Annotated in this window: 28 protein-coding genes and 1 riboswitch; of the genes, 14 read left to right on the forward strand and 14 right to left on the reverse strand. The window is 70.4% G+C overall.

The genetic code is table 11. The features are described 5' to 3' along the window. Positions 1-48 precede the first annotated feature (48 nt). The 7 genes from ligA (at position 49) to ASF94_RS06210 (ending at position 4,955) form a co-directional block, all read left to right on the forward strand. On the forward strand, positions 49-522 hold the full coding sequence (gene ligA, locus ASF94_RS06185; RefSeq protein ID WP_056663159.1) for a protocatechuate 4,5-dioxygenase subunit alpha: 474 nt from the start codon (positions 49-51) through the stop codon (positions 520-522). A gap of 3 nt (positions 523-525) precedes the next feature. Continuing rightward, the gene (locus ASF94_RS06190) at positions 526-1,407 is read left to right on the forward strand and encodes a class III extradiol dioxygenase subunit beta (RefSeq protein WP_056663160.1); all 882 of its coding nucleotides are present in this window, start codon (positions 526-528) and stop codon (positions 1,405-1,407) included. A gap of 61 nt (positions 1,408-1,468) precedes the next feature. Further along, the gene (locus ASF94_RS06195) at positions 1,469-2,431 is read left to right on the forward strand and encodes a Gfo/Idh/MocA family oxidoreductase (RefSeq protein ID WP_056663163.1); all 963 of its coding nucleotides are present in this window, start codon (positions 1,469-1,471) and stop codon (positions 2,429-2,431) included. Between the two features lie 167 nt (positions 2,432-2,598). Then, positions 2,599-2,991, forward strand: a complete 393-nt coding sequence (locus tag ASF94_RS06200) for a GIY-YIG nuclease family protein (protein ID WP_056663166.1) — start codon at positions 2,599-2,601, stop codon at positions 2,989-2,991. Between the two features lie 110 nt (positions 2,992-3,101). Continuing rightward, positions 3,102-3,461, forward strand: a complete 360-nt coding sequence (locus tag ASF94_RS21745; RefSeq protein ID WP_235505284.1) for a hypothetical protein — start codon at positions 3,102-3,104, stop codon at positions 3,459-3,461. Further along, positions 3,458-3,982: a hypothetical protein gene (locus ASF94_RS06205; RefSeq protein WP_235505285.1), complete on the forward strand. Its 525-nt coding sequence runs from the start codon at positions 3,458-3,460 to the stop codon at positions 3,980-3,982. Before ASF94_RS21745 ends, ASF94_RS06205 begins: the two co-directional genes overlap by 4 nt. Beyond that, positions 3,954-4,955: an aldo/keto reductase gene (locus ASF94_RS06210; protein ID WP_056663167.1), complete on the forward strand. Its 1,002-nt coding sequence runs from the start codon at positions 3,954-3,956 to the stop codon at positions 4,953-4,955. The genes ASF94_RS06205 and ASF94_RS06210 overlap by 29 nt, the downstream gene beginning before the upstream one ends. 212 nt (positions 4,956-5,167) lie before the next feature. On the opposite strand, the gene ASF94_RS06215 is transcribed toward ASF94_RS06210, so the two are convergent. Then, entirely contained in the window at positions 5,168-5,956 is a 789-nt protein-coding gene (locus ASF94_RS06215; RefSeq protein WP_056663170.1) for an IclR family transcriptional regulator C-terminal domain-containing protein, read from the reverse strand. Between the two features lie 398 nt (positions 5,957-6,354). Here ASF94_RS06215 and pobA point away from each other — a divergent pair, with 398 nt between their 5' ends. Continuing rightward, positions 6,355-7,578 carry a 4-hydroxybenzoate 3-monooxygenase gene (pobA, locus tag ASF94_RS06220; protein WP_056663173.1) on the forward strand — a complete coding sequence of 408 codons (1,224 nt, stop codon included), beginning with the start codon at positions 6,355-6,357 and terminating at the stop codon, positions 7,576-7,578. 189 nt (positions 7,579-7,767) lie between these two features. Continuing rightward, on the forward strand, positions 7,768-8,427 hold the full coding sequence (locus ASF94_RS06225; RefSeq protein ID WP_200933029.1) for a flavin reductase family protein: 660 nt from the start codon (positions 7,768-7,770) through the stop codon (positions 8,425-8,427). On the opposite strand, the gene ASF94_RS06230 is transcribed toward ASF94_RS06225, so the two are convergent. Then, on the reverse strand, positions 8,405-9,640 hold the full coding sequence (locus ASF94_RS06230) for an MFS transporter (protein WP_056663179.1): 1,236 nt from the start codon (positions 9,638-9,640) through the stop codon (positions 8,405-8,407). The genes ASF94_RS06225 and ASF94_RS06230 overlap by 23 nt on opposite strands. Before the next feature lie 160 nt (positions 9,641-9,800). Here ASF94_RS06230 and ASF94_RS06235 point away from each other — a divergent pair, with 160 nt between their 5' ends. From ASF94_RS06235 to ASF94_RS06245, 3 genes are all read left to right on the forward strand, one after another. Further along, positions 9,801-10,709: a LysR family transcriptional regulator gene (locus tag ASF94_RS06235; RefSeq protein ID WP_056663236.1), complete on the forward strand. Its 909-nt coding sequence runs from the start codon at positions 9,801-9,803 to the stop codon at positions 10,707-10,709. Positions 10,710-10,877: 168 nt separating this feature from the next. Beyond that, complete coding sequence (locus ASF94_RS06240; RefSeq protein WP_056663183.1) at positions 10,878-11,096, forward strand: hypothetical protein; 219 nt, start codon at positions 10,878-10,880, stop codon at positions 11,094-11,096. Positions 11,097-11,101: 5 nt separating this feature from the next. Next, entirely contained in the window at positions 11,102-11,413 is a 312-nt protein-coding gene (locus tag ASF94_RS06245) for an antibiotic biosynthesis monooxygenase (protein WP_056663186.1), read from the forward strand. Here ASF94_RS06245 and ASF94_RS06250 read toward each other — a convergent pair. After that, positions 11,374-11,868, reverse strand: a complete 495-nt coding sequence (locus tag ASF94_RS06250; RefSeq protein ID WP_056663189.1) for a carboxymuconolactone decarboxylase family protein — start codon at positions 11,866-11,868, stop codon at positions 11,374-11,376. The two genes, ASF94_RS06245 and ASF94_RS06250, sit on opposite strands and share 40 nt — an antisense overlap. A gap of 93 nt (positions 11,869-11,961) precedes the next feature. Between ASF94_RS06250 and ASF94_RS06255 the strand changes: the two genes are divergently transcribed. Both ASF94_RS06255 and ASF94_RS06260 read left to right on the forward strand, forming a co-directional pair. Then, on the forward strand, positions 11,962-12,870 hold the full coding sequence (locus ASF94_RS06255; protein WP_056663193.1) for a LysR family transcriptional regulator: 909 nt from the start codon (positions 11,962-11,964) through the stop codon (positions 12,868-12,870). Between the two features lie 66 nt (positions 12,871-12,936). Then, complete coding sequence (locus ASF94_RS06260; protein WP_056663196.1) at positions 12,937-13,923, forward strand: helix-turn-helix domain-containing GNAT family N-acetyltransferase; 987 nt, start codon at positions 12,937-12,939, stop codon at positions 13,921-13,923. Between the two features lie 16 nt (positions 13,924-13,939). On the opposite strand, the gene ASF94_RS06265 is transcribed toward ASF94_RS06260, so the two are convergent. The 11 genes from ASF94_RS06265 to cobM all read right to left on the reverse strand — a co-directional run bounded on the left by ASF94_RS06265 (position 13,940) and on the right by cobM (position 23,371). After that, a complete protein-coding gene (locus ASF94_RS06265; protein WP_056663199.1) occupies positions 13,940-14,341 on the reverse strand; it encodes a ferredoxin in 402 nt (133 codons plus the stop codon). Then, positions 14,338-15,342, reverse strand: a complete 1,005-nt coding sequence (gene cobJ, locus ASF94_RS06270) for a precorrin-3B C(17)-methyltransferase (RefSeq protein ID WP_082493020.1) — start codon at positions 15,340-15,342, stop codon at positions 14,338-14,340. The genes ASF94_RS06265 and cobJ overlap by 4 nt, the downstream gene beginning before the upstream one ends. A gap of 30 nt (positions 15,343-15,372) precedes the next feature. Beyond that, positions 15,373-16,032, reverse strand: coding sequence for an energy-coupling factor ABC transporter permease (locus ASF94_RS06275; RefSeq protein ID WP_056663202.1), 660 nt, complete (start codon positions 16,030-16,032; stop codon positions 15,373-15,375). A gap of 71 nt (positions 16,033-16,103) precedes the next feature. Then, positions 16,104-16,613 carry a cobalamin biosynthesis protein gene (locus ASF94_RS06280; protein ID WP_235505286.1) on the reverse strand — a complete coding sequence of 170 codons (510 nt, stop codon included), beginning with the start codon at positions 16,611-16,613 and terminating at the stop codon, positions 16,104-16,106. Continuing rightward, positions 16,610-17,422 (reverse strand): cobalamin biosynthesis central domain-containing protein, encoded by an 813-nt coding sequence (locus tag ASF94_RS06285; protein ID WP_200933030.1) that lies wholly within the window; start codon positions 17,420-17,422, stop codon positions 16,610-16,612. Before ASF94_RS06285 ends, ASF94_RS06280 begins: the two co-directional genes overlap by 4 nt. Beyond that, a complete protein-coding gene (cobI, locus tag ASF94_RS06290; RefSeq protein ID WP_056663205.1) occupies positions 17,419-18,264 on the reverse strand; it encodes a precorrin-2 C(20)-methyltransferase in 846 nt (281 codons plus the stop codon). The genes ASF94_RS06285 and cobI overlap by 4 nt, the downstream gene beginning before the upstream one ends. Positions 18,265-18,308: 44 nt before the next feature. Further along, entirely contained in the window at positions 18,309-19,658 is a 1,350-nt protein-coding gene (locus ASF94_RS06295; RefSeq protein WP_056663208.1) for a bifunctional cobalt-precorrin-7 (C(5))-methyltransferase/cobalt-precorrin-6B (C(15))-methyltransferase, read from the reverse strand. A gap of 12 nt (positions 19,659-19,670) precedes the next feature. Beyond that, positions 19,671-20,798 (reverse strand): cobalt-precorrin-5B (C(1))-methyltransferase, encoded by a 1,128-nt coding sequence (locus ASF94_RS06300; RefSeq protein ID WP_056663210.1) that lies wholly within the window; start codon positions 20,796-20,798, stop codon positions 19,671-19,673. A gap of 7 nt (positions 20,799-20,805) precedes the next feature. Beyond that, entirely contained in the window at positions 20,806-21,510 is a 705-nt protein-coding gene (locus tag ASF94_RS06305) for a precorrin-8X methylmutase (RefSeq protein ID WP_056663214.1), read from the reverse strand. Further along, entirely contained in the window at positions 21,507-22,520 is a 1,014-nt protein-coding gene (locus tag ASF94_RS06310; protein ID WP_056663217.1) for a sirohydrochlorin chelatase, read from the reverse strand. The genes ASF94_RS06305 and ASF94_RS06310 overlap by 4 nt, the downstream gene beginning before the upstream one ends. Beyond that, the gene (gene cobM, locus ASF94_RS06315; RefSeq protein ID WP_056663220.1) at positions 22,517-23,371 is read right to left on the reverse strand and encodes a precorrin-4 C(11)-methyltransferase; all 855 of its coding nucleotides are present in this window, start codon (positions 23,369-23,371) and stop codon (positions 22,517-22,519) included. Before cobM ends, ASF94_RS06310 begins: the two co-directional genes overlap by 4 nt. A 167-nt stretch (positions 23,372-23,538) precedes the next feature. After that, positions 23,539-23,788: riboswitch (cobalamin riboswitch) on the reverse strand. Positions 23,789-23,995: the final 207 nt, after the last annotated feature.

A 23,995-nucleotide genomic window follows, 5' to 3' on the forward strand; every position in this document is an offset into this window, starting at 1 on the left:
TCGCCTTGCGGCGGCCCGGCGGCGATTCATCAGTAAGGAGGAACCACCATGGCACTCGACAAACCCTACATGGACGTGCCCGGCACGATCATCTTCGACGCCGAGCAGAGCCGCAAAGGCTACTGGCTCAACCAGTTCTGCATGAGCCTGATGAAGGCCGAGAACCGCGAACGCTTCAAGGCCGACGAACGCGCCTACCTGGACGCATGGCCGATGACCGAGGAGCAGAAGCAGGCCGTGCTGGCGCGCGACCTGAACTGGTGCATGCGCACGGGCGGCAACATCTACTTCCTGGCCAAGATCGGCGCCACCGACGGCCGCAGCTTCCAGCAGATGGCCGGCAGCATGACCGGCATGACCGAGCAGGAATACCGCGACATGATGATCGGCGGCGGCCGCAGCGTGGAAGGCAACCGCTACCTGGGCGAGGACGGCACCGCGCAGCCGCACCGCCAGCCGCAGGGCGCATCGCACCCCGCCGCCGCACCGCAGCAGCCACCCGCCACCAGCAAGGGAGCCTGAACCATGGCCCGCATCACCGCATCCGTCTTCACATCGCACGTACCGGCCATCGGCGCCGCGCTGGACCTGGGAAGAACCCAGGAGCCGTACTGGCAGCCGCTCTTCGCAGGGTATGACTTCTCCAAGCAATGGATGAAGGACAACCAACCCGACGTGGTCTTCCTGGTCTTCAACGACCATGCCACGGCCTTCAGCCTGGACATGATCCCGACCTTCGCCATCGGCACCGCCGCCGAGTACCTGCCCGCCGACGAGGGCTGGGGCCCGCGCCCGGTGCCCAAGGTGGTGGGCCACCCCGAACTGGCCAGCCACATCGCGCAGAGCGTGATCCAGCAGGACTTCGACCTCACCATCGTCAACAAGATGGACGTGGACCACGGCCTGACGGTGCCGCTGTCGCTGATGTGCGGCGAAAAAGACCCGCACCGGGACGCCTGGCCCTGCCCCGTCATCCCCTTCGCCGTGAACGTGGTGCAGTACCCCGCGCCCAGCGGCCAGCGCTGCTTCAACCTGGGCCGTGCCATCCGCCGCGCCGTCGAATCGTTCGACGAAGACCTGAATGTGCACATCTGGGGCACGGGCGGCATGAGCCACCAGCTGCAGGGCGCGCGCGCCGGCCTCATCAACGCCGAGTGGGACAACCGCTTCATGGACCGCCTGATCGCCGAGCCCGCCGCGCTGGCGCAGGTGCCGCACATCGAATACGTGCGCGAAGCCGGCTCCGAAGGCATCGAGCTGGTGATGTGGCTGATAGCCCGCGGCGCCATGGCCGACGTGAACGACGCCGGCCCCGCGCCGCGCGTGGCGCACCGGTTCTTCCATGTGCCGGCGTCGAACACGGCCGTGGGCCACCTGATCCTCGAAGAGGCCCCGGCCGGCCGCTGAGGCGCACCGGCTGGAGCCCTACACCCCGCTCAACCTCCATCGCTCACAAGGAACCCACCGCATGACCATCAAAGTCGCACTCGCCGGCGCCGGCGCCTTCGGCATCAAGCACCTGGACGGCATCCAGAACATCGAGGGCGTCGAAGTCGTCTCCCTCATCAGCCGCGACCTGGACAAGACCCGCGAAGTGGCCGAGAAGTACGGTATCGCGCACGTCACCACCGACCTGGCCGACAGCCTGGCCATCAAGGAAGTGGACGCCGTGATCCTCTGCACCCCCACGCAGATGCACGCCGCCCAGACCCGCGCCTGCCTGCAGGCCGGCAAGCACGTGCAGGTCGAGATCCCGCTGTGCGACGTGCTCAAGGAAGGCCAGGAAGTGCTGGCGCTGCAGCAGCAGACCGGCAAGGTCGCCATGGTGGGCCACACCCGCCGCTTCAACCCCAGCCACCAGTACGTGCACCGAAAGATCCAGGCCGGCGAATTCAACATCCAGCAGATGGACGTGCAGACGTATTTCTTCCGCCGCACGAACATGAACGCCCTGGGCCAGCCCCGCAGCTGGACCGACCACCTGCTGTGGCACCACGCCGCCCACACGGTCGATCTGTTCGCCTACCAGGCCGGCAGCCCCATCGTGCGCGCCAACGCCATCCAGGGCCCGATCCACAAGGACCTGGGCATCGCCATGGACATGAGCATCCAGCTGCAGGCCGCCAACGGCGCCATCTGCACGCTGTCCTTGAGCTTCAACAACGACGGCCCGCTGGGCACCTTCTTCCGCTACATCGGGGACACCGCGACCTACATCGCGCGCTACGACGACCTGGTGCAGTCGCACAGCAAGGGCGCGGAAGAGGCCGTGGACGTGAGCCGCGTGGACGTGTCGATGAACGGCATCGAGCTGCAGGACCGCGAATTCTTCGCCGCCATCCGCGAAGGGCGGGAGCCGAACAGCAGCATCGCGCAGGTGCTGCCGTGCTATGAGGTGCTGCACCAGCTGGAGCAGCAGCTGAACAGCTGATCCGGGCGCCCATCGCGAGCCGGATAAGATCGCGGGTAGGTGCTGAGGGGCGCCTACCCGCACAAGAGGCACTCACCCTCCTCACCTTTCTCCCTGATGGACAGACCAAGGTCATCGTTCGAGCCCCACGCGGGACCGGCTCGCATTCGATGGCCTGGAGTACTGCCATGACCGATTCCCTTTCCCCGCAGGCGCGCCGCGAACTCACGCGCCAGTACAAGCAAGCCTTTCCCTGCATGGGCGTCTATGCCGTGCGCTGCGAGGCCGCAGGCCTGCTGCGCCTGGGCCGAAGCCGCAATGCCGAGGGCATGCTCAACCGGGTGCGGTTCGAGCTTGCGCGCGGCGGCCACCACGACAAGGCCGTCCAGGCGGCCTGGAATGCGCACGGCGCCGAGGCCTTCCGTTTCGAGGTGATCGATCGCTTGAGGGAGCGCGATGACCCCGCTTACGACTACGACGCCGAGCTGGAGGCGATGCTGATCCTGTGGACGGCTGAGCTGCAGCCCTCAATGCCACCCGCGGCCTCGCAGGCCCCCCGGCAGAACGGCGGTGCAGCGTGAGGCCCGCCCGCTGCGAAGAAGCGCTCCATCTGGGCCTGGCTCTGGCGCATGCCCATGCCCGCCAGAAGCAATGCCTGGACGAACGCCTGGGCCTGTGGCATGGCCTGGACATGGCCGACCTGTTGCTGCTGCAGGTGCTGGCGCAAGCGCCGGAGGGCCGGCTCGCCACGATGCCGCTGGCCCGGGCCCTGTCGCTGGCGCCGTCGGCACTCGTACGGCAGTCGCTGCCGTTGGAGAAAACCGGGTGGCTTGCCCGCGAGGCCGGAGCCATCCGGCTCAAGCCTGCCGGCAGGCAGTTGCATGGCGAGGCGATGCAGACGTTCGGGGCGGCCTGTGCCCAGGCGTGGCGCAGCGTCCCCTTGACCGATGACCTCATCGCCGCATTGCACGCGCAGCTCGACGCGGTGGCCTGCAGCGCAGCGGCTGCGACGCCTTCGGCGCCTTCGGCTTCACCCAGGAGCGAACGATGACGGTGCAGGCCCCGGTGGAGGAGCTCAAGGTCCGTGCGCGCGTGCGGTTGAATCGTGCCCGCCGCGAAGATCCCGGCACTGCGCAGACCCTGGGCGCGCACTTGCAGACGGTGGCACGCGAAGTCGGCTTCCTGCATTGGGAGCATGCCCGCCGCGTGCTGGGCGGAGCGGCTGCACCGGACACCGACATGGGCGATTTCTGGCACGTACCCCGCACGGGGTTGCTGCTGCACAGCTGGTTCGCCCGCCATGGCGAAGCGGCGGCGGCGCTTACCGGTCAGCCGGACGGGTTCCTGCTGCCCTACCGCCGCCAGTGTTTCATCGTGAGTGCGCCTTTCATCGAGGCCCTTGGCCTCGCAGCCGCCGATCCCGCGTGGCAGGCGCTGGGTCGCGACATGGTGGCAGGCTACGGAACCCCCGCCTGGCGGCACCTGGCCTGGCAGAGAATCCGCGCACCGCTGCCTACGTTTCAACCCCGACCAAGCTCTTTCCATGCTCACACGACGTATCGCGAACTTTGAAGTCTCGGCCATCGGCCTGGGCTGCATGAACCTCTCCCACGCCTACGGCGCGCCGGTCTCCCCCGAACAGGGCGAGCGCGTGCTGCTCACCGCGCTGGATGCCGGCGTGACGCTGTTCGACACCGCCGCGCTCTACGGCTTCGGCGCCAACGAGACGCTGGTGGGCCGCGTGATGAAGCCGCACCGCCACCGCTTCACGCTGGCCAGCAAGTGCGGCATGCAGGGCGTGGACGTGAACGGCGACGGCAAGCCGGTGCGCGTGATCGATGGGCGGCCCGAGACGCTGCGGCAGACCTGCGAGGACAGCCTGCGCCGGCTGCAGACCGACGTGATCGACCTCTACTACCTGCACCGCTGGGACCAGCGTGTGCCCATCGAGGACAGCGTGGGCGCGCTGGCCGACCTGGTGCGGGCGGGCAAGATCCGCAGCATCGGCCTGTCGGAGGTGTCGGCCGCCACGCTGCGCCGCGCGGCTGCGGTGCATCCCATCGCCGCGCTGCAGACCGAGTATTCGCTGTGGACGCGCAACCCCGAGATCGCCGTGCTGGACGCCTGCCGCGAGCTGGGCACCGCCTTCGTGGCGTTCAGCCCGGTGGCGCGGGGCTTTCTGTGCGGGCCGATGGATGTGAATGCGCTGGACGCCAAGGACATCCGCCGCGCCATGCCGCGCTTTTCGCCCGACCACTACGCCGCCAATGCGCGCCTGCTGCCCGCCTACCAGGCGCTGGCGGCCGAGGCCGGCTGCACGCCCGCGCAGCTGGCGATCGCCTGGCTGCTGCAGCGCGGCGAGCACATCATTCCCATCCCGGGCACGACGAGCGTCGATCACCTGCTGGAAGACCTGGGTGCTGCCAAGGTGCAGCTTTCGGCCGATGTGGTGGCGCGGGTGGAGGCGCTGATCAACCAGCAGACGGTGAGCGGCCCGCGCTACAACCCACAGGGCACGGGCGAGGTCGATACCGAATCGTTCTGAACGTTCGGGCCGCGCGCGGCGCCTGGTGCACCCGCACGGCCATGTGCTGGGTGCCGCGTTGGATTTGCTATTGATTGCATAGCAAGGTGCGCAGACCAATCAAGGGCTGCAGGGCAAAAAGGCATTGAAACGGAGGGAAGGCATGGCGCATGGGCCGCGCCGTTTCCCCTGCTTCCTGCTCTCCCTGTGTTCGTCCTGCGATCCCTTTGCGCTCACAGCATGGGCCGCAGCTCCCGCGCTGCGTCCTGCAGCAGCGGCAGCAGGTCGCGTTTCAGGCGCTCGGGCGATAGCCGGTCCGGCGCGGTGACCACGTTCAGCGCGGCCACCGCGTGGCCCTGCAGGTCGCGCAGCGGCACGGCCAGGGCCAGCACGCCCAGTTCGTGCTCTTCGCTGGCAAGGCAGCAGTCGTCGGCGCGGGCCTGGTCGATGGCGGCGCGCAGCGCGGGGGCGTCGGTCTGCGTGTAGGCCGTCAGGCGCGGCAGGGGGTGGCCGCGCAGCCAGTCGCGCACGGCGCTCTTGGGGCGGGTGGCCAGCAGCATGCGGCCGGTGGAGGTGGCGTGCGCGGGCAGCCGGCTGCCCAGGTGCAGGCCGTAGGCCAGCACGCGGTCGGCAGACGCGCCCTGGCCGCTGCTGTAGCGGCCCGGGCCGCGCACCGCATCGCCCTGCGGCGTGGCGGCGCTGCGCGCCACGATGACCACCTCGCGCCCTTCCAGCACCACGGCGGAGAACGGCAGCTGCGTCTGCGCGGCCAGGCGGTTGAGCGTGGGCTGCACCACGCGCGGCAGCCGGGCCGACGCCAGGTAGCTGCCCGCCAGCCGCAGCACCTTGGGCGCCAGCCAGAAGTACTGGCCATCGCTTTCCAGATAGCCCAGATAAGCCAGCGTGAGCAGATGGCGCCGCGCCGCCGCGCGCGTGAGGCCGGCACGCTCGGCCGCCAGCGTGGCGTTGAGTCGCTGGCGCTCGGTGTCGAAGCTTTCCAGCACGGCCAGGCCCTTGGCCATGCCGGCGATGAAGTCGGCATGGGCGATGCCGGCGGGCGCCGTTGACCTGGTGGCTGCTGCTGGTTTTGTCGTTGCTGTTGATGTCGCTGTAGCTCTAGCGGTTGCCGTGGCTGTTGCCTTGCGGGCGTCGGCCCGGCTTGCTGTGCGTGATGCCATGAAGGGCGCCTGATCGGATGGATGTGCGTTCGCGGGCGCGGGTGTGCGGGTGCGCCGGCCAGATTCTTTCTTGCGCGATGATCGCATCATTTGCGCGGTGATCGCGCAACGCTTGCAGGCGGGCCCTGGCGGGCTGGGAGCGGCGCTTCTACGCTGCGGGCATCGGTGGCGTTCTGACCCACGTCGACCACCGCAAGCCACACAGCAGACCGCCGCATGCCGGCGGCAGGAGACACGCCGCCATGACCGCCAGCACCGCATCCGCAGCGCCCATTCCCGCCACCACCCAGGTCGCCATCATCGGCGCGGGCCCCTCGGGGCTGCTGCTGGGCCAGTTGCTGCACAAGGCGGGCATCGACGCGGTCATCATCGAGCGCCAGTCGCCCGACTACGTGCTCGGCCGCATCCGGGCTGGCGTGCTGGAGCAGGTCACCATCGACCTGCTGGATGAGGCCGGCGTGGGCGCGCGCATGCACCAGGAAGGCCTGGTGCATGGCGGGTTCGACTTGCTGCTGGACGGCCAGCGCCACCGCATCGATCTGGAGGCACTGGCGGGCGGCAAGCATGTGATGGTCTATGGCCAGACCGAGGTGACACGCGACCTGATGGATGCGCGCGCCGCCGCCGGCCTGCCCACGGTGTACAGCGCGGCCCACGTGCAGGTGCAGGGCTTCGACACCGCCCACCCCAGCGTCACCTTCGAGAAGGACGGCGCCACGCACACGCTGCAGTGCGACTTCATCGCCGGCTGCGACGGCTTCCACGGCGTGTGCCGCGCCAGCGTGCCGCAGGGCGCGCTGCGCAACTACGAGAAGGTCTACCCGTTCGGCTGGCTGGGCCTCCTGTCGGACACGCCGCCCGTGCACCACGAGCTGATCTACGCCAACACGCCGCGTGGCTTCGCGCTCTGCTCGCAGCGCAGCGCCACGCGCAGCCGCTACTACCTGCAGGTGCCGCTGACCGACAAGGTGGAGGCCTGGAGCGACGAGGCCTTCTGGGACGAGCTGCGCCTGCGGCTGGACCCCGAGGCGCGCGAGCATCTGGTGACCGGCCCCAGCCTCGAAAAGAGCATCGCCCCGCTGCGCAGCTTCGTCACCGAGCCGCTGCGCTTCGGGCGCATGTTCCTGGCCGGCGACGCGGGCCACATCGTGCCGCCCACGGGCGCCAAGGGGCTGAACCTGGCGGCGACGGACGTGAAGTTCCTCTCCTCCGCGCTGATCGAGTTCTATGCCGAGCGCAGCGAGGCCGGCATCGACGGCTATTCGGCACGGTGCTTGAAGCGCATCTGGCGCGCCGAGCGCTTCTCGTGGTGGTTCACGCAGCTCATGCACAACTTCCCCGGCGACGACGCGGCCATCGCCGCCAGGTTCCAGGCGGCGGAGATCGACTACCTGCTGCATTCCGAGGCGGGCTCGCGCACCATCGCCGAGAACTACGTGGGCCTGCCGCTGGACTTCGGGCAGTGAAAGGCGGCGAATGGCGGTGAATGGCAGCGATGGCGCCGGCGGCGGTTTGCCGGTGGATGCATTCCCCAGGCCAGGCGTCGCACCACGTTCTGCATGAAATGAGCCGTTTGCGCCCTATGTATAAGGACTTTTAGCTATTTATTTGATAGCAATTGCAGGCCTGCGCCAATGCCGGTATGGTGCCTTCGCATGAACGCAACCAACTCACCTTCCACCGGCGTGGGCAACGACGACGCCCGTTTCCACAGCTACCAGCCGCGCCAGGGCCACGGCCTGCCGCACGATCCCTTCAACGCCATCGTGGGGCCGCGCCCCATCGGCTGGATCAGCACGCAGAACGCGGCGGGCGCGCTCAACCTGGCGCCCTACAGCTTCTTCAACGCCTTCAACTACGTGCCGCCCATCGTGGGCTTCGCGAGCATCGGCGCCAAGGACACGCTGGCCAACGTGCAGGCCACCGGCGAATTCGTGTGGAACCTGGCCACCCGCGATATGGCCGAGGCCATGAACCAGACCTGCGCGGCCGTGCCGCCCGAGGTGGACGAATTCACGCTCGCGGGCCTCACGCCCCTGGCCTCGTCGCTGGTGGCCCCGCCCCGCGTGGCCGAGAGCCCCGTGGGCTTCGAGTGCCGCTGCACGCAGATCCTGCAGCTGCAGGGCGCCGACGGCGTGCAGGTGCCGACCTGGCTGGTGCTGGGCGAGGTGGTCGCCATCCACATCGACCGGGCGCAGCTCAAGGACGGCATCTACGACACCGCCGGCGCCGGCCACATCCTGCGCGCGGGCGGCCCGGCCGACTACTTCACGGTGGGGCCGGAACAGCTGTTCAAGATGTTCCGCCCGCGTTGACGCGGCGCGCCCACCGCACCGGCCGCATCGCCCACGCTGCCGCCACGGCGGCCAGCAAGGCGATGGCGGCGCCCACGAACGCCACGCTGCCCACGCCCCACAGGGGAATGCTGGCGCCACCCAGCACGGCGCCCAGCGCAATCCCGCCGTTGGCCGCCGACACGTTGATGGTCCCCGCCAGCGCCTGCGCCTGTGGCGCCGATTGCATCACGCGGATCTGGCAGACGGGATAGAGCGCCGTGTTGGCCACGCCCCAGACCGCCAGCGCCGCAGCGAGGCCGAGCGTCCAAGGCGCCAGCAGGACCGACGCCACCATGCCGGCCGCCAGCAGTGCGCTGAACCCCGCCGTGGCCGCCAGCGGCCTGCGGTCCACCCAGCGGCCGCCCAGCCAGTTGCCCAGCAGGCCGACCGCACCGAAGCCCATCAGCCACCAGCCGACGTGCGCGGGCGGAATGAGCGCCACCCGCTCCAGCAACTCGGCCAGGTAGGTGTAGCCCGTGAACATGGCGGTGAACACCACCACCGACAGCGCCACCTGTGCCAGGAACACGCGGCTGCGAAGCCTGCGCGCCTGTTCGGCGAACCCCACGCGCGCCGCCGCCGGCAGGGTGGGCATGACCAGGGCCAGCACCACCGCCACCAGCAACGACAGCGCTGCCAGCATCCAGAACGCCCCGCGCCAGCCGATGGCATCGCCCGCCAGCGTGCCGAGTGGAATGCCGAACAGCAGGGCTCCGGAGATGCCCAGGTAGACCGTCGCCACCGCCCGCCCCGCGCGCTGCGGGCCGGCCAGTTGCGCGGCCGTGTCGCTGGCAGTGCCCCAGAACACCGGCAGCGCCAGTGCCGGGATCACCCGGGCGACCGCCAGCGTCCACAGCTGGGGCGCCAGGGCCGCCAGCGCATTGGACACGGCGAACAGCACCAGCACCGCGAGAAACAGCCGCTTGCGTTCGATGTGCGCGAGCGAAGCCGTCAGCACCGGGCCGCACAGCATCACCACCACCGCGAACAGCGTGACCAGTTGGCCTGCTTCGGAAACCGAGACGCCGAGGTCGCGCGCCAGCGCGGGCAGCAGGCCGACCATCAGGAATTCGGTGGTGACGATGACGAAGGCGGCGACCGCCAGCACGACGATGGAGGCGGTGCCACCGCCGGCGTGTGGCGCCGTGGCGGACGGGCGGATGGTCGAGGTGGCGGGGGAACGGGTGGACATGACGGCAGCAGTGAAAAGAGGCGGTGGGAGCGGAACATGAGGTTATTCAAGAACGGGCATCCGCAGTGCGATGCTTTTTCCTGATTCAATGGAGCCTGTTTCCTGAATCACCGCTTGCGGCGGCCACCCGCCCGTCGCAAGCCCACACCCTTTTTTGTTCATGCACAGCTCAGAACGGCTCAAGGGCATCGACGTGTTCGTCGCCGCCGTCGCATCAGGCAGTTTCACGGCGGCGGCCGACCGGCTGAACCTCACTGCGTCGGCGGTCGGCAAGTCCATCGCGCGGCTGGAGGCGCGTTTGAATACGCGGCTGTTCGAGCGCACCACGCGCCGGCTCCGGCTGACCGATGCCGGCGTCGCCTTCCACCGCGTCTGCGTGCGTGTGCTGGACGACATCGAATCGGCCGAGCGGGTGCTGGCGGAAGACGCGACGGAACCCTCCGGACGCCTGCGCATCGACCTGCCCGCCACCTTCGGCCGCCGCCAGGTGATGGGCCTGCTGCTGGCCTTCGTGGCGGAGCACCCGGCCGTGCAGCCGAATATTTCTTTCACCGACCGCTTCGTCGATGTGATCGACGAGGGCATCGACGTGGCCGTGCGCATCGGCGGCCCGGACACCTGGCCCGATGCACTGGGGCACCGGTTCCTGGGCCGGGAGCGGCTGATTTTCTGCGCCGCGCCGGCCTATCTGGCGCGCCGGGGCACGCCCGGAACGTTGGCCGACCTGGCGCACCACGATGCCGTGACCTATGGCCGTGCCGACGGCACCACCAGCCCCTGGCTGGTCGCGGCCGGCGGTGGGCCGACCGAGCGGCGCGCCGTGGAAAGCCGGGCCGTCGTCGGCCATGGAGAGGCGCAACTCGACGCCGTCGTCGCCGGGCTCGGCGTGGCGCAGATGGCGACCTGGCTGGTCGGCGATGCGTTGCGCGCGGGCCAGCTGGTGCCCCTGCTGCCCGGCCAGGACATCGACGGCCTGCCGCTGCACCTGGTCTGGCCGCGCAGCAAGCAGTTGCTCTCCAAGGTGGACGGCCTGGTGAAGCATCTGGCAAGACACCTGCAGATCCGGTGAGTCCGCCACCGTGCTCGGCGTCCCCGACGGCCTTGCAGGCAACCCGGATCGGAAGACTCGGCGTGCCGCTGTCGCTGCCGCTGCCGCTATGCTTGCGCAGGTCGGCCGCAGGCTGTCCTGCAGCGCCTTCCCGCCCTTCTGATGGGCTTAGCACCGGAACTCGATTCCATGAACGCCACCCGCATCCTCGCCATCGTCCTCATCGCTGCCGGCGCCCTGGGCCTGGTCTACCGCAGCTTCAGCTACACCAAGGACACCACGGTGGTGAAGATCGGCCCGCTGGAGCTGCAGGCCGAGGAAAAGCAAACCGTGAACATCCCGCTCTGGGCCGGCATCGGCGCCATCGTGGTCGGCGGGCTGCTGCTGGTGGTCGGTGGGCGCAAGTGAGCGGCATGATTCTCGAAGCCGCCCCGCTGCACGTGCGCCCCGGCCAGGGCGCGGCGTTCGAGGCCGCCTTCCTCCAGGCCCAGCGCATCATCGCGTCCATGCCGGGCTATCGCTCCCACCGGCTGGAGCGCTGCATCGAGCGGCCGGACGAATACCTGCTGCTGGTGGAGTGGGACACGCTGGAGGCGCACGAACAGGGCTTTCGCGGATCGGCCGGCTACCAGGAGTGGAAGCGCCTGCTGCACCATTTCTACGATCCGTTCCCCGTCGTGTCGCACTACGCGGCGGTGGGCGGCGCCTCGTCTTCCGCGTCCTGAACGTTGGGGCCGTTGCCGTGCAACGGCAGCTGGATGCCCGATGCCGCGAACACCTCGCGCACCACGCCCAGCCCGTTGAGCGCGGCCGGAAAGCCGGAGTACACGGCCATCTGCATCACCACCTCGACGATCTCGGCCGGCGTACAGCCCACGTGCAGCGCGGCATGCACATGCACGCGCAGCTGCGGCAATGCATGGCCCATGGCGCAGAGGGCCGCCACGGTGGCCAGCTCGCGTTCGCGCAGGCCGAGCGCGGGCCGGGCGTAGATGTCGCCAAACGGGAATTCCACCAGCAGGCGGGCGAAGTCAGGGAAGGACTGCGCGAGCTGCTCCACCACGGCGAGGCCGGCGGGGCCGTCCACCTGGGACAGCATGCGGGCGCCGCGTTCATAGCGCGCGCCGCCGGTGCCGGCAGGTCGGGCCTGGGTGGGTGTCGATGGGGTGGTGTGGGGCATGCGGGGCTCCTTGAGGCTTTCGGGTGAGTGAGCCGCGAATGTAGGAAGCCTGCGATGCCCCGGGAATGACCGTTTCGGTGATACCTTTTCGGTATGTCTTCCAGGCTCGATTCCCGATCCCTCGCCCTCTTCCTCGCCGTGGCCGATGCCTTGAGCTTCCGGCAGGCGGCCGAGGCACTGCACCTGTCGCAGCCACCCCTGAGCCGCGCGATCCACGAACTGGAGGCGCGGCTGGGCACGCCGCTCTTCGACCGCAACGCCCGTGGCGTGAACCTCACGGCTGCCGGGCACAAGCTGCTGCCCTATGCGCGCGGCGTGGCCGATCTGCTGCGGCAGGCCGAGGCCGCCTTCCAGGGTACGGCCGTGCCGCTCACGCTGCGGCTGGGACTGACCAGCGCGGCCGAGCCGGCATGGTTCCGCGGGCTCGCGGATCGTGCGCAGGCGCTGCAGCCTGGAACGCGGGTGGAGGTGGCTTCGGACACCTCGCCGCGCCTGGTGCGGCAACTGCGCAAGGGCCACCTCGATGCCGCCTTCATCGCGCTGCCCACCGATGTGCGCGGGCTCGATGTGCTGGAGATCGACCGCCTGCCGATGGTGGTGGCGCTGCCCTCCGCGCACCCGCTGGCCCGCCGCCGGCTGCTGCGGCTGGCCGACCTGGCGGATGAACCCATCTTCTGGTTCGAGCGCGCCCGGCAGCCTGCGTTCTACGACCACTGCGAACAGGTCTTCGCGCGGCACCGCTTTGCGCCGCACCGGCTGCGCGAGCCGGCGGACCACCCCGTGCTGCTGGCAGAGGTGGCGGCCGGGCGCGGCATGGCGCTGCTGGCGGCCACCTTCGCCGGACTGCGGCGCGCGGGCGTGGCCTACCGCCGGCTGGCCGAGGGCGATGCCCTGGCGCTGGGCATCGGGCTGGCCGTGCCGCCGGGCCGGCCGGCTCTGCAGGCGCTGTGGGTCCAGGCCCGCAGCGTGCCGCCGCGGCAGCGGGCCTCGGCGCAGCGTTGAGTTCGCGGCGATGCATCGCGGCTTGACAGATCGTTGTACGATGCAACCAAAAGGAAGGACCGCGACATGCAGCCCCAGGCAGATTTCATCGAAGACGTTCGCTCGGCCTCGCGTTCCATGGTGCGGGCACTGGGCTTCATGGGCGGCGATTTCGCCGGCACCGATCTGTCGCCTTCCGCCGTGCATGCGCTGATCGAGATCGAGCAGGGCGGCGGCCGGTTGTCGGCGCGCGAGCTGGGCGAGCGGCTGCGGCTGGAAAAATCCAGCGTGAGCCGGATGCTGCGCAAGCTGGTCGGCGCAGGCCACGTGCGGGAAGGTGCCGCAGCGGACGATGCGCGGGTGAAATGGCTGGCGCTCACTGCCCTGGGGCAGCGCTGCGTGGCGTCCATCCATGCGTTCGCACGTGCGCAGGTGACCGGCGCAATGGCGCGGCTGCCGCCGCAGCAGTACCGCACGGTGCTGGAGGGCGTGCGCCTCTATGCCGACGCGCTGGAGCGTGCCGGCGATGCGGGCGCCGGGCCTGCGGTATCGCCATCCGCTGCGCCGGTCACTTTGCATTCCGGCTATCGCGCCGGCCTGATCGGCCGCATCACCGGGATGCACGCGCTCTACTACGCTCGCGAGGCTGGCTTCGGCCTGCGCTTCGAGGCCGTGGTGGCCTGCGGGCTGGCGGATTTCTGCGGCCGGCTGCACGCGCACGGCGATGCACCGCATGCGTTGCACGGCCTCTGGTGGGCCGAGGTGCAGGGACGTATCGTGGGTTCGGTCGCCATCGACGGCGAGGACCTGGGGCCGGGCATCGCCCATCTGCGCTGGTTCATCGTGGACGACGGCGTGCGCGGAGCCGGCGTGGGGCGCCGGCTGCTGCAGGCGGCGCTGGATTTCGTGGACCGGCGCGATGCCTTCCGGGAGACGCAGCTATGGACGTTCAGCGGCCTGCATGCCGCGCGCCGCCTGTACGAAGCCCACGGCTTCGCCTGCGTGGAAGAGCGCCCCGGCGACCAGTGGGGTCGGCGGGTGCTGGAGCAGCGCTTCGTGAGGCCGAGGCCCTGAAGGCGCAGGCTCGTGCTCAGCTCCCCGACGGCCCCTGGTGGAACACCAGCTCCTGCACCGGCTGCCCGCCCACCAGGTGCTGCTCGATGATGCGGTCCATGTTGGCGGGCGTGACGTCGTAGTACCAGGTGCCGTCGGGCTGCACGCACATCACCGGGCCGCCCTTGCAGGCGGCGAAGCAGCTCACGCGGCTGCGCTTGACGCGCAGGTCGCCGTCGTTCAGGCCCGCGGCCTTGAACTTCTCGCCCAGGCTGTCGAACAGGGCCTGGGCCTGCCCGTCTTCCGCGCAGCGCGGGCCGGTGCAGATGAGGATGTGGCGGCGGTAGCTGCCGATCTTGGGCTTGACGGCCACGCGCACGCCTTCGGGGGCGGTCGCTGCGGCGGCGGCGGTGGTGTTCTCGGGCGTGTCGGTGCTCATGCCTCTTCCTCGGTGGTGGCGGCCTCGGCGATGACCAGCGGTTGCGCCAGGGTGTCGCGGATGTAGTCGGCCGGCAAGCGGTGGCGCAGCGCCAGCGCTTCGATGCTTTCGCCGGCGGCGTGGTCGATCTGCAGGTTCTCCAGCCAGCCGTTGAGGCCCGTGGAGAGGGAGCGGCCGGGGCGTTCGCCCTCGCGCGTGGCGCCGCCGCCTTCCACGTCGTATTTGTTGGCGTAGCCGCGCGGCGTGACCATCAGGCCGTGCTGCACGATGGTGTTGCTGTTGCCGATGAGGACCGTGCTCAGCATGCCGATGTCGGCATCGCACATGGTGGCCAGCGTGGCGAACTCGATGCGCTCGCGGCGGCGGTAGGCGCTCTTGACGATGGCCACGGGCGTGTCGGGGCTGCGGTGGCGCAGGAAGAGGCGCTGCGCTTCCTCGATCTGGCGCGTGCGGCGGCCGCTCTTGGGGTTGTAGAGCGCGACGACGAAGTCGGCCATGGCGGCGGCGTCGAGCCGGCGCGCGATGGTGGGCCAGGGCGTGAGCAGGTCCGAGAGCGAGATGGCGCAGAAGTCGTGCGTGAGCGGCGCGCCCACGCGGGCCGCGCAGCTGTTGAGGGCCGATGCGCCGGGCACGATCTCGACCTCGATGCCGCCGGGTTCGACCACGCCGTTCTCGTCGAAGGCGGGCGGCGTCCAGCCGGCCTGGAACAGCACCTCGAACGTGGGGCCGGCCATGCCGTACACGCCCGCATCTCCGGAGGAGATGAGCGCCACCTTCTTGCCCTCGCGGGCGCGGGCCAGCGATTCGATGGCGCGGTCCAGCTCCTCGGTCATCGACTTGCGGATGATCTCCTTGCCCTCGATGAGATCGGCCACGAGCTTGATGTAGGTGACGTAGCCGATGATGGTGTCGGCCTCGGCGATGGCGGCGCGGGCGCGCGCGGTCATGTGGTCGGTGCTGCCGGGGCCGATGCCCACGAGCATGATCTTTCCTGCGGACATGTGCGTGTGTTCTTTCGTGGGGGTGGGCGGTCAGGCAGCGGCGGCGCGCGGCGCGGCGATGCGGGCCAGCGTGCGTTCGTCGATGCAGGCAGCGAGCCAGCGGCCGCCGCGCAGGCGAACGGCGCCCAGGGTGATGGCGATGGTCAGCAGCGGTTCGACGGCGACGAGGCTCAGGTACGACGCGGCGAACAGCGCCCAGTCGGCCACGGGGGCCGGGTCGCTGCTGATGAAGAGCCAGAAGCCGACCATGAGGGTCACGCCCGCGTAGTACGCGGCATCGAGCTTGAGCACGTTCGCGACGCTGATGCGCTGCATGCGCTTGCCCAGGCCGTGGTGCACGGCCACCAGCGGCACGGCCAGGCTCAGGAAGTTGATGGCGAAATGCGCCAGGTCCTGCGGCTCGAAAACGAGCGCCTGCACCAGCAGCCCCAGCCCGAAGCCGAACAGCGTGGGGATGAAGCCGAACAGCAGGTAGATGGGCATGGCGCCGACGAAATGCAGCTCCGACGGGCCGATGGGCATGTGCCAGACCTGCATCAGCACGCTGAAGAAGAAGGCGGCCAGCAGCGTGCGCAGCCAGGCCGTGGGGCTCTTGAGCAGGGGCAGCGCGTGCGCGCCCAGCAGCGCCGTGGCGGCGACGGAGGCGTAGGCGATCTTGTCCTGGGAGAGGATGCCGATTTCGATGTGCATGGGGGACCTTTCAGGGGTTGGAGATGAGGAATGGCCGGGGCGAACGCGATGCAGACATGCGTTGCGCTGCCTCAGCCGCCGGAATCGGATGTGCCTTGCGGGGCCTGCGGAATGCGGGCGATGGACACGGTGGCGTGGCGCCCGTCCGCCCCGCGCAGGCGGTGTTTTTCGACCAGCAGGGCCGACGCATCGGCCGCGCCCGCCGCCAGCAGCGCGGCGGCTTCGCTGACCGAAGGCGTGCCCATGTAGCGCAGCACGGTCTCGGATGGGTTGGGCACGCGCACGGCCGCGAGCTGCGCGGCGGCGTACCAGCGCAGCGGCCAGCCGTGGCGCGCTGCCAGGGAGAGGAAGGCGGCTTCGTCGTGCTTGGCTTCGATGCTGGCGGCCACGGCCACCTGGGCGATCTGCGCGCCGGCCTGGGCCAGCGCCTCGCGCAGGCAGGCCTCGACCGTGGTCTCGGGCGTGCCACGGTCGCAGCCCAGGCCGATGGCCAGGCGGGCACTGGCGACGGGCGCACTAGCAGCACCAGCGGCAGCCGTTCGGGCTGCGCCTGCCGAAGCCGCATCGCCTGCTTGCGTCATGCCGCAGCGCCTTCCACCGGCGGGCGATACACCACCAGCCGCTCGTGCCATTCGGCCCAGCGCTCGGGCGCGACCTCGTCGTACGTGATCCACAGCACGGCCTTGAAGCGCTCGGCATCGACGCCGCTCCAGTCGGGCAGGCAGGTGATGTTGGCGGGCAGCGGCGTGGGCCGGTTCCACCAGTTCGGGCTGCCGGCTTCCTGCACCACGGCGATGGGCTCGCCGTTGACCACATGGGCCGAGACGCGCGTGATGTTGATCTTGGGCGCCTCCACGCGCCAGCCCAGGTGGCGGCCGAGGATGTCGACGGGAATGGTCTTGCCCACGTCGGACGCGGTGGTGAGCACCGGCGTGGCGCCGATCAGCGCGGCGATGCGCTCGCTCCATTCGTTGGCGCCGCCCACGTGGCCCGAGAGCACGGGGATGACGAACTGGCCGGCATCGTCCACCACCGTCACGCCGGGGTCTTCGTCCTTGGACTTGAGCACCGGCGCGATCAGGCGCACCACGGCGCCCAGCGAGACGAAGAAGACCAGCTGGTCGTACTGCGCGAAGAGCGGCGCGATCTCGTCGCGCAGGGCGCCTTCGTAGGCCCGCACGGTGTTGGGCAGGCCCTCGAAGGCGGCAGCGAACTTGGCGGCGGTGCAGACATGGGCCTGGGGCACGTCGCGCGCCAGCTGCGCGGCCTGGGCGGCGCCGTGGCGGGTGATGGCGACGAGGCACACGCGCACCTCGCTGGCGGGTTGCGCGGGGGCGGAGAGCACCACGGCGGGCGCGGCAGGGGTGGTGGTGGTCGTCGGATTCGTCATTCGGCAAGCTCCGGTTCGTCGGATAGGGGTTGGCCGGCAGCCGAAGCTGCTGCGGGCGAGGATTTCTTCAGGCAGCCCTTGATGCGCTCGCCGCGGATGCGGTGCGGGTTCTTCACGACCATGAGCGAGAGGTAGCTGACCTTGGTGCCGCGCAGCGCGGGCAGATCCACCCCGGCCACGCAGCGCTCGTCGGGTACGCCCACGCGCTCGATGAACTGGGTGTGCGGCAGCAAATCGCGCCGCTCCAGCCAGCCGATCAGGTCGTCCATGAGCGGCTTCACCTTCATGAGCACCAGAGTGTCGAAGTCGGGCAGCAGGCGGTCCACCGCGCTCACGCCATAGGCGGCGGGCACGATGGCGATGGTGTCGTCCTGCTCGGCCAGCGGCATGCCGCGCGTGGCGCAGGCCGCCGTGAAGGCGTTCACGCCAGCGATCACGGGCACCTCGATGCGCGCGTCCAGCGCCCGCACGGTGCGCGCCAGGTGGCCGAAGGTGGCGTAGGTGCTGGCGTCGCCTTCCACGAGGAACAGCACGTCTTGCCCGGCCTGCAGCCAGGGCAGCACGGTGTCTGCCGCGCGCATCCAGGCACGGGCGAGCTTGTCGCCGTCGTGCGTCATCGGGAACAGCAGCGTCTGGTGCGTGGCGGGCGGCGTCAATCCCGCGCGCTGCACGATGTCGAACGCGTAGCTGGGCGTCTTGGTGCTGCGGGCCGGGTAGGTCCACACGGCATCGCTGCGCTGCAGCTGCGCCCAGGCGGCGCGGGTGATGAGGCCGGGGTCGCCGGGGCCGAGCGAGACGCCGACGAGGCGGCCCAGGGGGCCTTGCGTTGACGGTGTGTGCATATCCTGCGGCTGCGGAACGCTTGTGATGGGGGTGTGTCCGGCGGTCATGCGCCCTCCTCGACGGCGGCGGCCGGAGCCGTGGCGCTGGCGCTGCCTGCCTGCGCGCAGACGATCCACACCGGGTTCTCTGCCGCCATGCGGTGCATGTGCAGGATGGGCTTGCTGCGCGCGGCCTGCAGCTGCAGCACGTCCCACGCGGCGCCGGCCGCCTGCAGCGCCTGGGTGGCGGCGGCGAGGTTCTCCAGCGTGACGAAGTTCATCACCAGCCAGCCGCCGGGGCGCAGGCGCTTCAGGCACAGCACGATCAATTCGGCCAGCTCGCCGCCCGATCCGCCGATGAAGACGGCGTCCGGATCGGGCCAGGCATCCAGCCCCTCGGGCGCCTTGCCGTGCACCAGCGTGTGGTTGGAGACGCCGAAATCGCGCACGTTGCGGCGCGCGATCTCCACGTCGCCCTCGTTCTTCTCCATCGCCCAGACGTGGCCCTGCGGGCACAGGCGCGCGGCCTCCAGCCCCACGGAGCCGCTGCCCGCGCCGATGTCCCACACGCGGCTGGCGGCGCGCAGTTGCATGCGGGCGAGCGAGACGGCGCGCACTTCCTGCTTGGTGATGAGGCCCTTGTCGGGCTGGCGCTGATGGTAGGCCGCATCGGGCAGGCCGAAGCGCACCGCGTCGGGCCGCTGGCGCGTGCGCACCAGCAGCACCACGTTGGGGTCGGCGAAATCCTGCGCCGCGGCAGCGGCCGGCGCCATGTCGGCCCACACGCGCTCGTCGGGCGTGCACAGGCGCTCGGCCACGCTGATCTGGAAGTCGTCGCCCAGGCCCTCGGCCACCAGCAGGCGGGCGATGCGCGCGGGCGTGTTGTCGGGGCTGGTGAGCACGGCGAGGCGGTCGTGCTGGCGCACGGCCTGGGCCAGCGCGTAGAGGCCGTGCGCGGGCGCGGCGCCCACGGCCCATTCGCCGGCATCTTTGGCGTGCACGGAGACGATGCGCGCGTCCTGCCAGGCCAGGCCCAGGCGGGCGCAGGCCAGCTGCAGGGTGGAGACGTTGGGCATCACCTCCAGCGCCTGGATGCACAGGCGCGATGCCAGGTAGCTGGCGATGCCGTGGCAGAGCGGGTCGCCCGTGGCCAGCACCACGCAGGCCTGGTCGGCTGCGCGCGCCTCGGCGATCCAGCCGGGCACGGACGAGAGGCAGCCGGTCAGGTCGCGGCGCACGGCCTGCGGGGCGATGTCGTCTTCCAGCAGCGCCAGCGTGCGCGTGCCGCCGATCACCAGGTCGGCCCGGCGCAGCAGCGCGAGCGCGGTGGCACTCAGGCTGGCTGCGCCGTCGTCCAGCACGCCGATCACGCGGCAGGGCTGGGGGTCTTTTTCGAGCAGGTTCGTGGTCGTCATCGTGGGGTGCCGTCAGGCGTTGGCGGCCGGCCCGGAGGCGGCTGCGGTGATCTTGCTGCCGTCGAAATCGCAGACCAGCACGGTCAGGTGGAAGCGGTCGCCGTAGCGGTCAGGCGCCGTGAGCGTCTGCACCACGGCCTGCGCGAGGGCCTGGTGGAAGGGCTCGCCCAGGCCCAGCGCCTGCATGCGCTCGGCACCGAAGCGCGCGGTCTCGGCAGCGGCGATCTCGGCGCACACGTCGGGCGGCGCGCCCACGCGGGCGGCGAGTTCGGCCAGCAAGTCGGTATCGACCTCGGCGCGGTTGGCGTGGGTGATGGTCTCGCCCTGGGCGATCTTCGTGAGCTTGCCCACCATGCCGCCGATGACCACTTCGCGCAGGCCTTGCGCCACGGCCTCGTCCAGCGCGTAGCGCAGGAAGTCGCCCATCTGCACGAAGCAGGCGGCGGGCAGCTCGGGGCGTTCCTTCATCGCGAACTGCTCGGTGCGCCCGCCCGTGGTGAGCACCACCACGCCGTGGCCCAGCGTGGCGGCCACCTGCACGCCCTGCACCACGCTGGCGCGGTAGGCGGAGGTGGAATACGGCTTGACGATGCCGGTGGTGCCCAGGATGGAGATGCCGCCCAGGATGCCGAGGCGCGCATTCAGCGTCTTCTTGGCCATCTCCACGCCCTGGGGCACGGAGATGGTCACTTCCAGCCCGGCATGCGCAAGCAACGGGCCGCCCACGGCGCGCACGTTGTCTTCGATGTTCCGGCGGGGCACGGGGTTGATGGCCGGGCCGCCCACTGCCAGGCCCAGGCCGGCCATGGTGACCGTACCCACGCCGAAGCCGCCGCACAGCACCACTTCGCCCACGCGGCCGGGCAGCACGCGCACGTCGGCGGTGAGGTGGGCCTTGTCGGTGCAGTCGGGGTCGTCGCCCGCGTCCTTGATGACCATGGCGTGCGCGGCGTGCTCGCCATCGCGGCGGCCGTCGTTCACCGCGAAGCGCACCACGTCGCCGTTGGGCAGCAGGCAGTCCACCGCCTCGGGCACGGCGCCATCCACCAGGCCCAGCACGGCGGCGCGCGCGGCGGCGGCGGAGCAGGCCCCGGTGGTGAAGCCGGTGCGCGTGCCGCGGCGGACGGTTTTCTCCATCATGGCGGGGTCAGCCTCCGGCGGCGCTCGCTGTGGACGATTGCTGTTGCTTCTGCCGCGCCTCGGCCAGCGCCAGCAGCGCGTGCAGCGCGGCCACCACCAGGGTAGAGCCGCCCTTGCGGCCGCGGATCACGATCCAGGGCACCTCGGCCACGTCGGCCATCAGGTCCTTGGATTCGGCGGCGGAGACGAAGCCCACCGGCATGCCGACCACGAGGGCCGGGCGCACGCCCTCTTCGCGGATCAGGCGCACCAGTTCGATGAGCGCCGTGGGTGCATTGCCGATGCCCACGACGGCGCCCTGCAGCAGCCCCTGCCGGTGCGCCTTGCGCATGGCCTGCACGGCGCGGGTGGTGTCCTCGGCCTGCGCCTGGGCGATCACGTCGGCGTCGCTGATGAACTGGTGCGTACGCATGCCGAAGTGCGCCAGGCGCGGCTGCGACAGGCCCGAGCAGATCATCTCCACGTCGGCCACCACGGGCGCGCCGCCGCGCAGCATGGCCGCGATGCCGGCCTCCACCGCCTCGGGGTGGAAGTCGGTCAGGCCATTGAATTCGAAGTCGGCATTGGCGTGGATCATGCGGCGCACGATGGGCCACTGCTGCGCGGTGTAGGCGTGCGGGCCGGCCTCGGCGTCGATGATGGAAAAGCTGTCGTGCTCGATGGCCTGGCCGGCGCGCGTGAGCTGTTCGGTGACGGTGTTGACGGTGCTCATGCGGCGGCTCCGGCCGGCTGGGGCACCGCGTGGTCGTGGTGGTGGCCGTGATCGTGGCCGTGCGCGTGCCCATGGGCATGGCCGTGGTCGCCGTGCGCGTGACCGTGTCCATGGTCATGCGCATGCGCGTGCTCGGCGCCCGCCGCAGCGATGGCAATGGGCGCATGGGCATGCGTGTGCTCATGGCTGTGGCCGTGCCCCAGGTCGTGCGCGATCTCGCGGTACTTGCAGCCGTCGCACGGCAGGCGGCTGTCGGGCAGGCCGGCCTGCAGGTCGGCCACGCGCTGCTCCAGCAATTCGAAGATCTCCGTCTCCATGCCGAAGTGGCCCGACTGCGCGAAGCGCACCTGCGGATACTGCATGCGCAGGTGCTCCACCTGCCGGCCGATGCGCTGCATCAGCGTGCCGGTGTAGAGGTAGTACGGCAGCACCACGATCTGCTTCATGCCGAGCAGCACCTGGCGCTGCACCACGCGCTCCAGGCGCGGCCAGGTGATGCCGGTGAAGGCGATCTCCACCAGTTCGTGGTGGCTGTCTTCCTGCAGCCAGCGCGCCATCTTGGCGACGTCGCCGTTGGCCTGCCGGTCGGACGAGCCCCGGCCCAGCAGCACCACGCCGGTGGTGGTGGGGTCGGGCATGTCCAGCGCCTGCATGCAGCGGCGCAGCTGGCGCTGCAGGATCGCGAGGATGGGCTCGCAGGCCGTGAGGTGCGGGCCGTAGAGGAATTCGACGCCCGGGCAATGTTCGCGCGCATGCTCGATGGCTTCGGGGATTTCCATCTTCACGTGGCCGGCCGCGTTCAGGATGAGCGGCAGCACCAGCACGCGGCTGCTGCCCTTGGCGGCCATCAGCAGGCCGTCGTGCAGACCGGGCGGCGCGAATTCGATGAAGCAGACCTCGATGCGCCAGCCGGGCTGGCGCTCGCGCCACTGGCGCACGAAGGCGTGGATCTCGTCGTTGCCTTCGGGCTCGCGCGAGCCGTGGCCGATCAGGAGGATGGTGGTGGTCATGGTGCGGTCGGTGCGTGGGGTTCTTCGGGGGCCGCGAGTGCGGCGGTGCCGGCGGCCGGCTGGCTGGCGCGGCGGAAACGGTGGGTGAAGCTCGCGTCGTAGAGCTTGGACTTGGCCAGCTCCTGCCATTGGCGCGCGCCCAGCGTGGGGCTGGCGATCACCATGGCCTGGCTGACGATGCCGGCGGCGCGGCAGCGCTCGCGGATGTCGGCCAGCGTGCCGCGCACGATGACTTCCTCGCCCGGCCAGCTGGCCTTGTGCACGACCAGCATGGGCGCGTCGTCCGCCCAGCCCGCTTCGCGCAGGCCGGCCTGCACCTTGTGCAGCAGCGTGATCGACAGAAAGATGCAGAGCGTGCAGTGGTGGCGGCCCAGCTCGGCCAGCGATTCGCCGGGCGGCATGGGCGTGCGGCCTTCCACGCGGGTGAAGATCACGCTCTGGGTGACTTCGGGCAGGGTGAAGCTCTCCACGGCGGCGGCGGCCGAGGCCATGGCGGACGAGACGCCCGGCACCACGCGCACCGGCACGCCGGCGGCGTCCAGCGGCTGCACCACCTCGATCAGCGCGCCGTAGAGGGCCGGGTCGCCGGTCTGCAGGCGGATCACGGTCTCGTGCCTCTGCGCCTGCACGATGAGCCAGGCGGCCATCTGCTCCAGCGTCATGTCCTTGCTGTCGGCGATGGTGCAGCCCGGCGGTGCCCAGCGGGTGGCCGCCTCGTTCACCAGCGAGCCGGCGAACAGGATGGCGCCGGCGCGCTCGATGAGGGCGCGGCCCTTGACGGTGAGGAGCTCGGGGTCGCCCGGCCCGGCGCCGACGAACCAGACGGTGCCGGGGGCGGTCATGGACGGCATGGCGCGAAAGCCGGCCCGGAAACGGGCGCGCGTGCAATGGAAACTGGCATGGGAACGGAACCGACAGGAATGCGTGTGCCCGGACCCCTGCCTCCCCGCAGGTTCCGTGAAATGGGCGGCACCGCCCCGGCGCTCTTTCGCCCGGTGAAGGACGAAAAAAGCCGGTGGCTGCGACGCCCCCTGTCGGCCGGTATCCGGGCTGGCGACGCTGCGATGGGCCCTTCCCAAAAGGCGCGGGGCTTTTCAGTGGGCGTGTGTTCCATGCAGGGATGAAGCCGGCGGTGCCGTCTTCGTCGCTGAACCGTTGCGGGGGCAGCCCAGGCTGGGGAGCGTTCCTGGGCGGACGCTCCCTTCCTGGTTCCCGTTTAACTGCTCGGCCGCAATGGCCTCGCGAGCACCAACGGGCGTGAGTATAGGCCGGTGGGTGCCCGTGCCTGCAAGTTACAAGCTGTTTGGGGCTCCAGCGCCCGATACATCAGAGTTTCTAGCTATTGAAGTAATAGCGCAAGATGGGCCACCAACGAAAAGACCCGGCCAGGGCCGGGTCCGCTCGGTGCAGCCGGCGCGCAAGCGATGGCTGCGCGCCGGAGGGTCGGTCAGCGCGACAGCGCGTCCTGCGTCGCC

The organism is Acidovorax sp. Leaf160, assembly GCF_001424265.1.
Classification (GTDB): domain Bacteria; phylum Pseudomonadota; class Gammaproteobacteria; order Burkholderiales; family Burkholderiaceae_C; genus Paracidovorax.